Below are 11,995 nucleotides of genomic sequence, written 5' to 3'. Positions count from 1 at the left end.
CCGAATCTCAACTCGTGATGTAACGCTGCAGGTGCTCGATCTGCTCGGCCTGCGCGTCGATCACCGCCTTGACCAGATCGCCGATCGAGATCACCCCCACCACCTTGCCGTCCTGTACCACCGGCAGGTGGCGGATGCGGCTGTCGGTGCACAGGCGCATGCAGTCGAACACGTCGGTGTCCGGGCCGACGGTCAGCGGGGTGCTGCTCATGATGTCGGACACGGCGGTCTGCGACGAGGAGCGGCCCTGCAGGATCACCTTGCGCGCGTAGTCGCGTTCGGACATGACGCCGACCAGTTGCTCACCGCGCATCACCAGCAGTGCGCCGATCCGGTGTTCGGCCATGTGCTTGATCGCCTCGAGTACCGGCGCATCCGGTGCAATGCTGTAGATCGCGTTGCCCTTGCCCTGCAGCAGATGTTTGACCTGGCTCATGCTTGGGTCTCCCAGCGGCCCGGGCGGGCCGTCCGGGACGAGTCTAACGCCGCCATTGCGACGACGTGTAGTGAAGTTGTGAACCCGCCGCGCGGCGGTCAGCGAGTCGTGTGCGGTGGCGCGTGGCCTTCGATGTAGGCGGGTCCGCCGAGTCGGGACATCTGCCGCTGGATCCACTCGGTGCGACGCTGCACGTAGGCGCTGGGCCGGTCCGCATGCAGGCGCCGCGGGCTGGGCAGCACCGCGGCCAGGCGGGCGGCCTGGGCCGGACCGAGCTGCGCCGGCACGGTGTGGAAGTACGCCTCGCTGGCCGCGCCCACGCCATAGACGCCGTTGCCCAGCTCGGCGATGTTCATGTACACCTCGAGGATGCGCCGCTTCGGCCAGGTCAGCTCGATCAGCACGGTGAAGTACGCCTCCAGCCCCTTGCGCACGAAGCTGCGGCCGTTCCACAGGAACAGGTTCTTGGCGGTCTGCTGGCTGATCGTGCTGGCGCCGCGCAGGCGCTTGCCGTCGTCGGCCGCGTCGAGCGCGTCCTGGATGGAGTCGAGGTCGAAGCCGTGGTGGTAGGGGAACTTCTGGTCCTCGCCGGCCACCATCGCCAGCGGCACCCAGCTCGACACCTGCGTCCACGGCACCCAGTGCTGGCGCAGGTGGAAATCCTTCTCGCCATGGATCCATGCGCCGAGCTGGCGCTCCATCATCACCGCCGACGTCCACGGCGGCACGAAGCGCAGCACCAGCACCACCAGCCAGCTCAGCGCCAGCCATGCGAGCAGCAGGATCGCCAGCGAGCGCAGCAAACGGGCCAGCATGGGGCGGCGGGACAGAACGGGCATGGCGGTACGCGCAGGGAGATGCGGGCAGTATAAGGGGCGTTGTTCCGGCGCTGCGGCGTCCCCATCTGTTCCGCCTGACTTCAACGAGAACATCCGCCGTGGAAAACCTGCCTGTCGAAGACGTGCTGCACCGCTTCCTGCTGGAGCGCGCCGGGGTGCGCGGCACCCTGGTACGACTGGGGCCGGCCTGGCGCGAAGTGGCCGGCCGCGTCAGCTACCCGCCGGCGCTGCACGCCTTGCTGGGCGAGGCGCTGGCCGCCAGCGCGCTGCTGACCGGCAACATCAAGCTGGACGGCGCGCTGTCGATCGAGCTGAAAAGTGCCGGTGCGCTGCGCTTGCTGTTCGCCGAGTGCAGCGACCAGGGCCGTCTGCGCGGACTGGCGCGCTGGAACGAGCCGTTGCCCGAACCGCTGGCGCTGGATGCGCTGGCCGACGCGATCATGGCCATCACCATCGGCAACGTGGACCGCGGCCAGCGTTACCAGGGCCTGGTCGACCTGCAGCACGCTGACCTGGCTGGTTCGCTGGAAGACTATTTCGTGCAGTCCGAACAGTTGCCGGCGCGGATCCTGCTGGCCGCCGACGGCGAGCATGCGGTCGGCTTGATGCTGCAGAAGATGTCGGGCGAGGGCGGCCGCGATGCCGTGCAGGACGACGATGCGTGGAATCGCGTGGTGCACCTGACCGCCACCCTGGGCGCGCAGGAACTGCTGGCCAGCGCGCCGGAGCAACTGCTGTACCGGCTCTACCACGAGGAGTCGGTGCGCCTGTTCGAGCCGCGTCCGCTGGCCTTTGGCTGCAGCTGCAGCCGCGAGCGGGTAAGCGCGATGCTGCGTTCGCTCGGTCGCGACGAAGTCGAGGCGGCGCTGGCTGCGCGCAACGACGAGATCGAGGTGATCTGCGAGTTCTGCGCGCAGCGCTACCACTTCGACCGCATCGATGCCGAGCACCTGCTCAGCGAAAGTGCAGCGCCGGCCGCGCCGGATACGGCGCAGTGACGCAAGGCGGTTCGCTCAAGCCAACAGCAGCGGCTTGTCCGCGCCGAGCCAGGTGCTGGCCGGCTGCGCCTCGGCGAACAGGAAGCCCTGGCCGTAGCGGCAGCCGACGCGCAGCAGCGCCTGCCGCTGCGATTCTTCCTCGATGCCTTCGGCGATCACCTTCATCCGCAGTGAATCGGCCAGCACCTGGATCGCGCGCACCAGTGCCAGGCCTTGCGTCTCGGCGTCGTCCGGCGGCAGCTCGGTGATGAAGGAACGGTCGATCTTCAGCGTCTCGAACGGGTACTGGTGCAGGTAGCTGAGCGATGAATAGCCGGTGCCGAAGTCGTCCAGCGCGATGCCGACGCCGTGGCTGCGCAGGTTCTGCAGCATCTGCTTGACCTGGGTCGGGTTCTCCAGCAGCGCGTGCTCGGTGACCTCGATGCGGATGCAGCGCGTGGGCACGGCGTACTGGTCGAACAGCGCGAGCAGCCGCTGGTCCAGGTCGGCGGAGCGGAAGTGCCGGCCGGAGACGTTGATGCTGATGAAGCCCTCGGTGCCGATCAGCCGCACGGCCTGGGTGCAGACCTGCTCGAAGATCTGCCAGTCGATCGCCTCGGCACAGCCGCATTCCTCGGCGATCAGCAGGAAATCGTGCGGCGGCAGCAGGCCGCGCTCGGGGTGATGCCAGCGCAGCAGCGCCTCGTAGCCGGCGACGCGGCCGTCGGCCAGCTCCACGATCGGCTGGTAGAACGGTTCGAACTCGTTGCGACTGAGCGCGTGGCGCAGGTCGCTCTCCATGTCCAGCAGCGACAGCGCCTCGCGGCGCAGGCGGTCGTCGAACATCGCTGCACGGTGGCGGCCGCCGTCCTTCGCGTTGTACATCGCGGCATCGGCATCGCGCAGCAGTTCCTCGGGCTGGCGGTAATGCGGGCCGGACAGCGCGATGCCGATCGAGGCGGAAGTGAAGATCTCCTTGGTGCCGAGCCGGAACGGCGTCTGCAGTTCGCTGATGATGCGCTCGGCGATCAGCGTCGCCTTGTGGGTATCGACGATGCCTTCCAGCAGCACTGCGAACTCGTCGCCGCCCAGGCGCGCGACCACGTCGCGCGTCTTCAGGCAGGCGCGGATGCGGCCGCCGACCTGGAACAGCAGGTCGTCGCCGACCAGATGGCCGACCGAGTCGTTGATCACCTTGAAACGGTCCAGGTCGATGAACAGCACGGCGAACTGCTCGACCGGGTTCGCGCTGTAGCGCTGCATCGCCTGCTCCAGTCGCTGCAGCAGCAGGGTGCGGTTCGGCAGGCCGGTCAGCGAGTCGTGCAGGGTTTCGTACTTCAGCCGGCGCTCGACGCGCTCGCGCTCGGCGATCTGTTCGCGCAGGTCGCGGTTGGCCAGCGCCAGCGCGCGGGTGTGTTCGGTGACGCGGCGCTCCAGCCCGGCGTAGGCGTGTTTCAGCGACGTCGCCGCCTGCTTGCGCTGCAGCGCGTTGGCGATGTGATAGCTGACGAAGGTCAGCAGTTCCTGGTCGCGCTCGTTGTAGGTGTGCTCGGGCGAGTAGCTTTGCAGCGCCAGCACGCCCATCGCCTTGCCGCCCCAGATCAGCGGCACGCCGAGCCAGCACACCGAGGGTGCGCCGAAGCGGCTGATCTCGCCCTCTGCGCTGAGTCGGTCGATCTCCTCCGGCGTGGCCAGCAGCGGCTTGGCGTGGCGCAGCACGTATTCGGTGGCCCCGCGGCCGTGCGCGCGCGGCAGGCGCACGCTGTCCACGTCGTCCACCGAGTAGGGGAAGGTGAGGTAGCCGTTCTCGTCGTCGACCAACGCGATGTAGAAGTTGCGCGCGTACAGCAGGCCGCTGATCACCTGGTGCATCGCCGCGTAGAATTTTTCCAGGCTGTCCGAGGTGTTGGCCAGCTCGGCGATGCGGAACAGCGCCGCCTGCAGGCGTTCGCCGCGCTGGCGCTGCAGCACCTGCTGGCGCAGCACGCGATTTGCCTCGCGCAGCGCGGCGGTGCGGTCGGTCACCCGACGGCCCAGCTCGAGGTGTGCCTCGCGTCGCTCCAGCGCGGTCTGCACGTGCTGGGCCACGTAGTTCAGCAGTTCCAGGTCGTGATGCGAGTAATGGGTGTCGGCGCGATAGCTCTGCATCACGATGCCGCCGACGACGTGACCGCCGCGCAGCAGCGGTGCGCCCAGCCAGTACTCGCAAGTGGGGCCAATCGGGACGAAGTGGTCGCCGAACTGCTGCTTCAGCTCCTCGAATGAACCCATCAGCGGCCGGCCTTCCTGCAGCAGGTTCCAAGTGAGGCTGTGCAGCATGTCGTGCAACGGCAGGTTCTGCTCCGGCGGCGGCGGATCGGTATCGGCGATGTCGACGTAATAGGGAAAGCGGACCGTGTCGGTGGCCGCGTCGTACAGCACGATGTAGAAATTTTCCGCGTACATCAGGCTGCTGACGATGGCGTGCAGCGAGCGCATCATCTCTGGCATGTCATGCTCGGCGCCGGCCTGCTCGGCGATCGCGTAGAGCGCGCGCTGCAGCCGCTCGGCCTGTGCCAGCCGCGAGATCGCCTCGTACAGGCGGCTGGTCTCGGCCAGCTGGCGCAGGCGGATATCGGCCAGCCGGCCCAGCCAGTCCAGCCGGTCGCGCACAACCTCGGGCAGCGGCAGGTCGGCCCATTCGAGGATCAGGGTGCGTGGGCCTTGCGGATCTTCGGCCAGATCCATCTGCCCGGCCAGCGGAGCGGGCAGCTCGTCCATGCGCCGCCAGCGCAGGCGACCGTGGACTCCGAAATTGTCCAGCAGGAGCTCGCAGACTTCCATCACGCCGGCGGCGTCGGGTGCCTCGAACAGCCGCTCGACCGCCGTGTGCATGGCCGCAAGATCCCGAACCACCGTCGGTGGCTGGGATGAACGGATCGTCGGTGTGGCGCTCATTGGGGCTGCGACTGCTTCCGGGGCGACCAGGCTGGATCGACGTGGCGTGTCTTTATATCGTGGAAGTCTGCTCCCTCGCCAGTTTTCCGGGTGGGAACCCGCGCAGGATGGAGTGGTCCGAAGCAGGATCGGATGCTGCCATTCTGTGCGTTGAAACAGGTTCTCGGGGTGTTAGTAAAACGTAAAACGGTTTATACTGGAGGCCAAGTATCCTCCATCGAGCGAGTCATCGGTCCATCGCCATGCGCCGCCTGCCTGCCCTGCTGCTGATCCTCCTGCTGCCGCTTGCCGCGGCCGGGCAGTCTGTGGATGGCGACAACGGCATGGCGGAGCGCCTGCTGGCGCAGCCGCCGGATCAGACCGCCGAGGTCGAGCCGGGTGTGGTGGTGCCGTTGTGGCGCGGTGCCGATGGCCGCCTGCTGGCGCTCAAGGCCGATCGCAGCACCGGTGCGGAGGCCCTGCGCAAGAATGCGCCGCTGGCACTGCGCGTGGTGGATGCCTCCACGGTAATGACGACCGGCGTGGAATACGGGCTGGGGCCGCGGCTGCAGGCGCATGCGGAAGTCAGCGAGCGTGCGTGGACGAATCCGGGCCTGCGCGTGCAGGGCAGCGAAGTTGGCGCCACCTATGACACCGGTCGCTACAGCGTCGGCGTCAGCGTCGGCACCAACACCACACCGGATCGGCGCAACGTGCTGCCGCGCGTGCTGCCGGGCGCCGCGCCAGGCGTGGATGGATTGTCCAGTTTCGACAGCAGCGCCCAGCTCAATGCGCATGGCCGGCTGGCCCTGGGCAGCAAGAGCGGCATCGACCTGGGCGCCAGCGTGGGCCGCATCCACCTGCTGCCGGGCAACCTGCTTGGCGTGGACACGCTGGACCAAAAGGCGCTGAGCTTCGGCGTCGACCACGGCCCGCTGAGTGGCGTGCTGATCGGCCGCACGATGCAGCCACAGGCCGGCATACCGGGCGGTCTAAACGCCGACCGGCGCTGGAACAGCATCGACTTGGGCGTGACCTGGCGCCTGCCGTGGCGCGGCTCGCTGAGCGTCGGTGCGCAGAACCTGTGGTCGTCCGGCACCCCGGCGAATACGCCGGCAGGTCCGGAGCCGGATCAGTCGCGTACGCCGTACGTGCAGTATCACCAGGATCTCTGACCGGTTTTCCAAAAGCCGGATGCATGAAAACGCCGTCGCCTAGCGACGGCGTTTTTCGTTCCGCAGGAGAGCGTTCAATCCTGTTTGCGCACGCGCAGGTCGCCGCTGAAGGTCTCGATGCTGATCTTGCCGGCACCGTCGCCGAGGTGGACGTCCAGCGAGCTGCCGGGGCCGTGCTCGGGTTTCTTCGCGTTGCCGAAATCGCTGCGCAGGTCGCCGCTGAAGCTGCTGGCGTGCAGGCTGGCGGAGGTGTTCGCAGGCAGCTGAACCTGCACGTTGCCGCTCATGCTGTCGATGCCGATGCTGCCGGCGGGTGCCAGCGCGCCGCCGAGCTGCACGTCGCCGGATACCGTGCTGAGCGTGAGCTTCTGCCATGGCCCGCCGTGGGCCTGGATCCGGCCGGAGATGGTCTGCAGCGTGACGCTGCGGCCCAGTGCGGGAGCAAGGATGTCGCCGCTGACAGTCTGCAGCTCGGCCTGCCCGGCGTGCCCGGCCTGCTCGATGCCACCGCTGACGCTGTCCACCTTCAGCGAGGGCGTGCGGGCGTTGATGCGCGCCTTGCCGCTGACCGTATTGACCTGGATGCTGCCGCCCTCCATGCCGTCGATGACCAGCGGTGCGCTGACCACGTCGACGTCGAGCGAGGCGGCCTTGGGGACGCGCAGTTCCAGCGTGGTCGGCGCCATCCTGCTGTCGCCGCCCCAGTTGAACCAGCCGGAGCCGCCCTGTGGTTCCACCTTGATCGCCAGGTCGCCGTTGCTGCCGGTGATCACCAGCGGCTTGGCGCCGTCGCCGAGCCGGCCGCTGACCTGCACCTCGTTGCGATCCCAAGCGGTCACGGTCACCGTGCCGGCGACATTGCCGATGCTGATGCGGGCGGTCGGGGTGGCGTCGTGATGCAGCTGGATCGGCGTGTCGGCCAGGGCCTGGCCGATGCACAAGCACAGCAGCAGGGGAAGGTAGCGGGTGGTTTTCATGGTCGTTCCTGGTGGTATCAGCCGGCCCGGGTGGCCAGCTGGCGCAATTGCGCCTGTTGCTGTTCGGTGCGGTCGAGCAGGCGTTGCAGCGCGGGGGAGTCCGGTGCCTGCTGGAGCGCCAGCTGCAGCTCCATCCGGGCGGCATCCAGTTCGATCGCGGCGCCGGCAAGGCGCGGGTCGGACGGCTTCCAGCGGGTGGCGGAGGCCGTGTTGTCGGCGACCGGTATGGCCGTCGGTGCGTGCAGCAGGCGCCAGCCGATGCCGCCGGCGAGCAGCAGCGAGGCGGCGAGACCGGTGGCGACCAGCCCGCGCCGGCGGTGCACCGGTCGTGGCGCGCGCGCGGATGCCTGCGTGCGTTCGGCGGCGTCCAGTGCGGCGTCGATCGAGGCCCACAGATCGCGCTGCGGTGCGAGTGGCTGGCGCAGGTCGCGCAGCTGGCGGCGCCATTCGAATTCGTTCATGCGCTTTCTCCCAATACCTTGCGCAGCAGGCCGCGGGCGCGGTGCAGTTGCGCTTTCGAGGTGCCGACGGCCATGTCCAGTTCGGCCGCGATCTCTTCGTGCTTCCAGCCTTCGATGTCGTGCAGCACCAGCACGGCGCGCGCGCGTGGCGGCAGCTTCCCGACGGCCCGTTCCAGTTCCTCGCGCTCGGCGGCGCAGAACGGTGTTTCGCCGGAGTCCGGCAGGTGTTCGTCGTCGAGCATGCTGACCGGGTTGGCGCCGCGGGCGCGGATATCCATCAGCGCCACGTTCACCGCCAGCCGGTATAGCCAGGTGCCGAACGCGCTTTCGTGGCGGAAGTCGGGCAGTTTCTGCCAGGCGCGGACGAACGCATCCTGGGTGAGGTCCTCGGCGCGGGCGTGGTCGTAGCCGGCGAGCCGGTACACCGCGCCGTGCACGCGGCCCACGTGCAGCCGGTACAGCCGCTGGAACGCGTGGCGGTCGCCGGCAGCTGCGGCGCGCACGTCATCGCTGTCGTTGGCTCCCGCTGAGGCAGGCGACATGGAGCTTCCAGGGGCAGGACAGGCGGCGCTCATCTTGCCAGCTTGGATGCGGCGTGGCGCGAAAGGGTTTGAAGCCGTGCGGGCAGGCCGTGGCGGCCTGCCCGCAACAAGATCGCCTCAGGAGGCGGCGGCCTCGCGGCGCGGCTGGTCGCTGGCGGCATCCAGCGCGTCGGCCACGCGCTGCTGTTCCCGGCGGAGGCGTTCGGGCAGGCGTGGAGCGAAGCCGTCGAGGTATTCGCCGATGGCGGACAGCTCGGCCTGCCAGCCGGCGAGGTCCACGTCGAGCAGCTCGTCGAGCCGGGCGCGGTCGAGCCTGAGTCCGTCCAGCTTCAGCTCGCCCTCGCCGGGCAGGATGCCGATCGGGGTCTCGACGCCGCTGACGCGGCCTTCGGCGCGGTCGATCATCCATTCCAGCACGCGCAGGTTGTCGCCGAAGCCCGGCCACAGGAACTTGCCGTCGGCGCCCTTGCGGAACCAGTTGACGTGGAAGATTTTCGGCAGCTTGGCGCCGGGCCGGTCGAACGACAGCCAGTGCGCGAAGTAGTCGCCGTAGTGGTAGCCGCAGAACGGCTTCATCGCCATCGAATCGCGGCGCAGCACGCCGACCGCGCCGGTGGCGGCGGCGGTGGTTTCCGAACCCATCGCCGCGCCCATCAGCACGCCGTGGCTCCAGTCGCGCGCTTCCATCACCAGTGGCAGCAGCGACGGCCGGCGGCCGCCGAACACGATCGCGCTGATCGGCACACCTTGCGCGGCTTCGGCCATCTCCGACCAGGTCGGGCACTGCTTCGCACTGACCGTGAAGCGGGAATTGGGATGCGCGGCCGGGCCATTGGCCGGGTCGTACGGACGGCCCTGCCAGTCGATGACCGGCGTGCCGGGCAGGCCTTCCCACCACGGCTGGTTGTCGGCGGTGACGGCGACGTTGGTGAAGATGGTGTCGTGCGAGATGCTCTGCATCGCGTTGTGATTGGTGCTGTCGCTGGTGCCCGGCGCTACGCCGAAGAAGCCGGCTTCCGGATTGATCGCGTACAGCCGTCCATCCGCGCCGGGGCGCATCCAGCAGATGTCGTCGCCGACCGTCCATACCTTCCAGCCGTCGCGCAGGTAGCCTTCCGGCGGAATCAGCATCGACAGGTTGGTCTTGCCGCAGGCGGACGGGAACGCGGCGGCGACGTAGTGGGTCTCGCCGCGCGGGTTCTCGATGCCGACGATCAGCATGTGTTCGGCCAGCCAGCCTTCGCTGCGCGCCTGGTTCGATGCGATGCGCAAGGCATGGCATTTCTTGCCGAGCAAGGCGTTGCCGCCGTAGCCGGAGCCGTAGGACTTGATCGACAGCTCGGCCGGGAAGTGCATGATCCAGCGTCGCTCGGGGTCGAGCTCGCCCCTGGAATGCAGACCCTTGACGAAGTGGCCTTCACGTTCGATCCGCGCCTGCGCGGCGGCGCCCATGCGGGTCATGATCTTCATGTTGGCGACCACGTACGGGCTGTCGGTGATCTCCACGCCGCAGCGCGCCAGCGGCGAGTCGATCGGACCCATGCAGTACGGGATCACGTACAGGGTGCGGCCTTCCATGCAACCGTCGAACAGCGCGTCGATCTTCGCGTGCGCCTCGGCCGGGTCCATCCAGTGGTTGTTCGGGCCGGCGTCTTCCTTGTTCGGGTGGCAGACCAGGGTGAGGTGCTCGACGCGGGCCACGTCGGTGGGGTGGGAGCGGTGCAGGTAGCAACCCGGATGGGTCTGCTGGTTCAGTTCGAGCAGGGTGCCGTCGGCCAGCATCTGCTGCACCAAAGCCTGGTATTCGGCATCCGAGCCGTCGCACCAGTGGATCTGCGCGGGGCGGGTCAGCGCCGCCACCTGGTTGACCCACTGTTCGAGCGCTTCCAGCTTGCTGGCCATCGTGTCCCCTTGAGGCTTTCAGAAAAAGTGATCGGAAACGGTAGTTTGCGTGCACTGGTATTGCAAGGTTCGATGCAGCAAAAACGGCGCCAGATGGCGCCGTTCGAGGACTTGCCGCCGTTTTTCTCAGGCCGGGATCAGGGTCGCGATCATGTGCTCGACATAGGCGTCGAACTCTTCGAGATTCAGCCGCGGCAGTCCGAGGGTGAAGTTGAGCTGCAGGAAACCGACGTAGGCGGCATAGGTCAGGCGGGCCCGGTTCAAGGCCTGCGGCGGCGGCAGGCCGGACTCGCGGTAGGCCGTGGTCAGGAATTCCATACGCCGCTGCGACACGCGCGCCATCACCGGCACCACCTGCGGGTGATCCAGCGCCTTCAGCAGTGCAGCGTAAACCCGGTGCGGCTGCAGCTCGTGCGCGACGCGGCGGAACAGTTCGGGCAGGCGCTTGCGCGGGTCGCTGATCTGTTCGATCTGGCCCAGCACCTCGCGCTCGCCGTACTGCTCCCAGCGCTCCAGCGCGGCATGCAGCAGGGCTTCACGGGTACGGAAATGCCAGTAGAAACTGCCCTTGGTCACGCCCAGCTGGCGCGCCAAGGCCTCCACGGCCAGTGCGCCGACGCCGTGTTCGGCAATCATCTGCAGGGCGGCAAGTTCCCAATCCTCGGCTGACAGCCGGGTGCGTTCTGGCTTGCTACTGACATTCATGCACGTATGGTAACGATCCCCCGTGCATTTGTAATGTGGTGCGCCCGATCTGCTTGAAACAGCGGCGTATTTCCGGATTCGGCAGCGATCGGGGGCGGGACGGTTGACGACGCTCCATGGAGCAATCCATACTCATCCGTATGGTCAGTGATTCCCATGCTTCATCTTCGAGCAGTCGCTTCCCCGTCGCCGACCTGAGTCTGGCGGTGCAGACGCGTTGCCCCGGCGGCAGCCCGGCGCTGCTGTTCGCGCATGGTTTCGGCCAGACCCGCGGCGCTTGGGGCGGTGCAGCTGCGGCGCTGGCGCAGGCAGGTTGCCGCTGCGTCACCTTCGACGCGCGTGGCCACGGCGAGAGCGACTGGATGGCGGCTGGCGCGGATTCCGCAAGCGGTTACCACATGGACCAGTTTGCCGACGACCTGCTGCGCCTGGCCGCGGCACAGCCGCAGCCGCCGATCCTGGTCGGCGCCTCGATGGGTGGCCTGCTCGGCATCGTGCTGGCCGGTGAAACGCGGCCGGCACCGTTCCGTGCGCTGGTGCTGGTCGACATCACGCCGCGCTGGGAAACCGCCGGGGTGGAACGCATCCTCGCCTTCATGCAGGCGCACCCGGACGGCTTCGCGAACTACGCCGACGCAGCCGAGCAGATTGCCGCCTACCTGCCGCAGCGGCGCGAACGCAAGAGCGAGCAGCAGCTGCGTCCGCTGTTGCGCGAAGGTGCCGACGGTCGCTTGCGCTGGCACTGGGACCCGGCCCTGCTGGCGGGCGACCTGGTGCAGGAAAGCGAGCGCTACCAGCCGCGTCTGCAAGTGGCCGCGACGAAGATCGACGTGCCCGTGCTGTTGCTCTCGGGCGCGCGCAGCGACGTGGTGTCGCGCGCCACCGTCGACGAATTCCTGCAGCTGGTGCCGCACGCGCAGCATGTCGAGTTGCCGCATGCCACGCACATGGTGGCGGGCGATGCGAATGATGCCTTCACGCGCGAAGTCGTGCGCTTCGTGCAGAGTCTTGCCCCATTACCCGCCAGCCGGCGCGTCGCCGGCGCCGCTCCATCGCCATGAGGTG

11 protein-coding genes are annotated in these 11,995 nt (G+C 68.2%); 3 read left to right on the top strand and 8 right to left on the bottom strand.

Annotated elements, in window-relative coordinates; genetic code table 11:
- Positions 1-7: 7 nt before the first annotated feature.
- Positions 8-436 (bottom strand): CBS domain-containing protein, encoded by a 429-nt coding sequence (locus IMW82_RS08415; protein ID WP_211004237.1) that lies wholly within the window; start codon positions 434-436, stop codon positions 8-10.
- 98 nt (positions 437-534) lie between these two features.
- The gene (gene mtgA / locus IMW82_RS08410) at positions 535-1,275 is read right to left on the bottom strand and encodes a monofunctional biosynthetic peptidoglycan transglycosylase (protein WP_108470460.1); all 741 of its coding nucleotides are present in this window, start codon (positions 1,273-1,275) and stop codon (positions 535-537) included.
- A 98-nt stretch (positions 1,276-1,373) separates the two neighbouring features.
- Between mtgA and IMW82_RS08405 the strand changes: the two genes are divergently transcribed.
- The gene (locus IMW82_RS08405; protein ID WP_211004236.1) at positions 1,374-2,273 is read left to right on the top strand and encodes an Hsp33 family molecular chaperone HslO; all 900 of its coding nucleotides are present in this window, start codon (positions 1,374-1,376) and stop codon (positions 2,271-2,273) included.
- Between the two features lie 15 nt (positions 2,274-2,288).
- On the opposite strand, the gene IMW82_RS08400 is transcribed toward IMW82_RS08405, so the two are convergent.
- Complete coding sequence (locus IMW82_RS08400; RefSeq protein ID WP_211004235.1) at positions 2,289-5,189, bottom strand: EAL domain-containing protein; 2,901 nt, start codon at positions 5,187-5,189, stop codon at positions 2,289-2,291.
- A 242-nt stretch (positions 5,190-5,431) separates the two neighbouring features.
- Here IMW82_RS08400 and IMW82_RS08395 point away from each other — a divergent pair, with 242 nt between their 5' ends.
- On the top strand, positions 5,432-6,343 hold the full coding sequence (locus tag IMW82_RS08395) for a hypothetical protein (RefSeq protein WP_211004234.1): 912 nt from the start codon (positions 5,432-5,434) through the stop codon (positions 6,341-6,343).
- A 74-nt stretch (positions 6,344-6,417) separates the two neighbouring features.
- Here IMW82_RS08395 and IMW82_RS08390 read toward each other — a convergent pair whose 3' ends face one another.
- The 5 genes from IMW82_RS08390 to IMW82_RS08370 form a co-directional block, all read right to left on the bottom strand.
- A complete protein-coding gene (locus IMW82_RS08390) occupies positions 6,418-7,320 on the bottom strand; it encodes a DUF4097 family beta strand repeat-containing protein (RefSeq protein ID WP_211004233.1) in 903 nt (300 codons plus the stop codon).
- Positions 7,321-7,337: 17 nt separating this feature from the next.
- Complete coding sequence (locus IMW82_RS08385; protein WP_211004232.1) at positions 7,338-7,781, bottom strand: hypothetical protein; 444 nt, start codon at positions 7,779-7,781, stop codon at positions 7,338-7,340.
- On the bottom strand, positions 7,778-8,323 hold the full coding sequence (locus tag IMW82_RS08380) for a sigma-70 family RNA polymerase sigma factor (RefSeq protein WP_211004231.1): 546 nt from the start codon (positions 8,321-8,323) through the stop codon (positions 7,778-7,780). The genes IMW82_RS08385 and IMW82_RS08380 overlap by 4 nt, the downstream gene beginning before the upstream one ends.
- Before the next feature lie 117 nt (positions 8,324-8,440).
- Positions 8,441-10,225, bottom strand: a complete 1,785-nt coding sequence (locus IMW82_RS08375; protein WP_211004230.1) for a phosphoenolpyruvate carboxykinase (GTP) — start codon at positions 10,223-10,225, stop codon at positions 8,441-8,443.
- 126 nt (positions 10,226-10,351) lie between these two features.
- Entirely contained in the window at positions 10,352-10,930 is a 579-nt protein-coding gene (locus tag IMW82_RS08370) for a TetR/AcrR family transcriptional regulator (RefSeq protein WP_108470468.1), read from the bottom strand.
- A 140-nt stretch (positions 10,931-11,070) separates the two neighbouring features.
- Between IMW82_RS08370 and IMW82_RS08365 the strand changes: the two genes are divergently transcribed.
- Positions 11,071-11,991, top strand: coding sequence for an alpha/beta hydrolase (locus IMW82_RS08365; protein WP_211004329.1), 921 nt, complete (start codon positions 11,071-11,073; stop codon positions 11,989-11,991).
- The last annotated feature ends 4 nt before the right edge of the window (positions 11,992-11,995 follow it).

The sequence above is a fragment of the Rhodanobacter sp. B2A1Ga4 genome (assembly GCF_018101315.1).
Lineage (GTDB): Bacteria > Pseudomonadota > Gammaproteobacteria > Xanthomonadales > Rhodanobacteraceae > Rhodanobacter > Rhodanobacter thiooxydans_A.
Note: the sequence above shows the minus strand (reverse complement) of the source record. Positions and strands in the feature narration are given on the sequence as shown.

Bases quoted from the DNA above. Each gene is read 5' to 3' on its own strand.
- IMW82_RS08415 (WP_211004237.1), bottom strand. From the start codon at position 436: ATGAGCCAGGTCAAACATCTGCTGCAGGGCAAGGGCAACGCGATCTAC.
- mtgA (WP_108470460.1), bottom strand. From the start codon at position 1,275: ATGCCCGTTCTGTCCCGCCGCCCCATGCTGGCCCGTTTGCTGCGCTCG.
- IMW82_RS08400 (WP_211004235.1), bottom strand. From the start codon at position 5,189: ATGAGCGCCACACCGACGATCCGTTCATCCCAGCCACCGACGGTGGTT.
- IMW82_RS08395 (WP_211004234.1), top strand. From the start codon at position 5,432: ATGCGCCGCCTGCCTGCCCTGCTGCTGATCCTCCTGCTGCCGCTTGCC.
- IMW82_RS08390 (WP_211004233.1), bottom strand. From the start codon at position 7,320: ATGAAAACCACCCGCTACCTTCCCCTGCTGCTGTGCTTGTGCATCGGC.
- IMW82_RS08385 (WP_211004232.1), bottom strand. From the start codon at position 7,781: ATGAACGAATTCGAATGGCGCCGCCAGCTGCGCGACCTGCGCCAGCCA.
- IMW82_RS08380 (WP_211004231.1), bottom strand. From the start codon at position 8,323: ATGTCGCCTGCCTCAGCGGGAGCCAACGACAGCGATGACGTGCGCGCC.
- IMW82_RS08375 (WP_211004230.1), bottom strand. From the start codon at position 10,225: ATGGCCAGCAAGCTGGAAGCGCTCGAACAGTGGGTCAACCAGGTGGCG.
- IMW82_RS08370 (WP_108470468.1), bottom strand. From the start codon at position 10,930: ATGAATGTCAGTAGCAAGCCAGAACGCACCCGGCTGTCAGCCGAGGAT.
- IMW82_RS08365 (WP_211004329.1), top strand. From the start codon at position 11,071: ATGGTCAGTGATTCCCATGCTTCATCTTCGAGCAGTCGCTTCCCCGTC.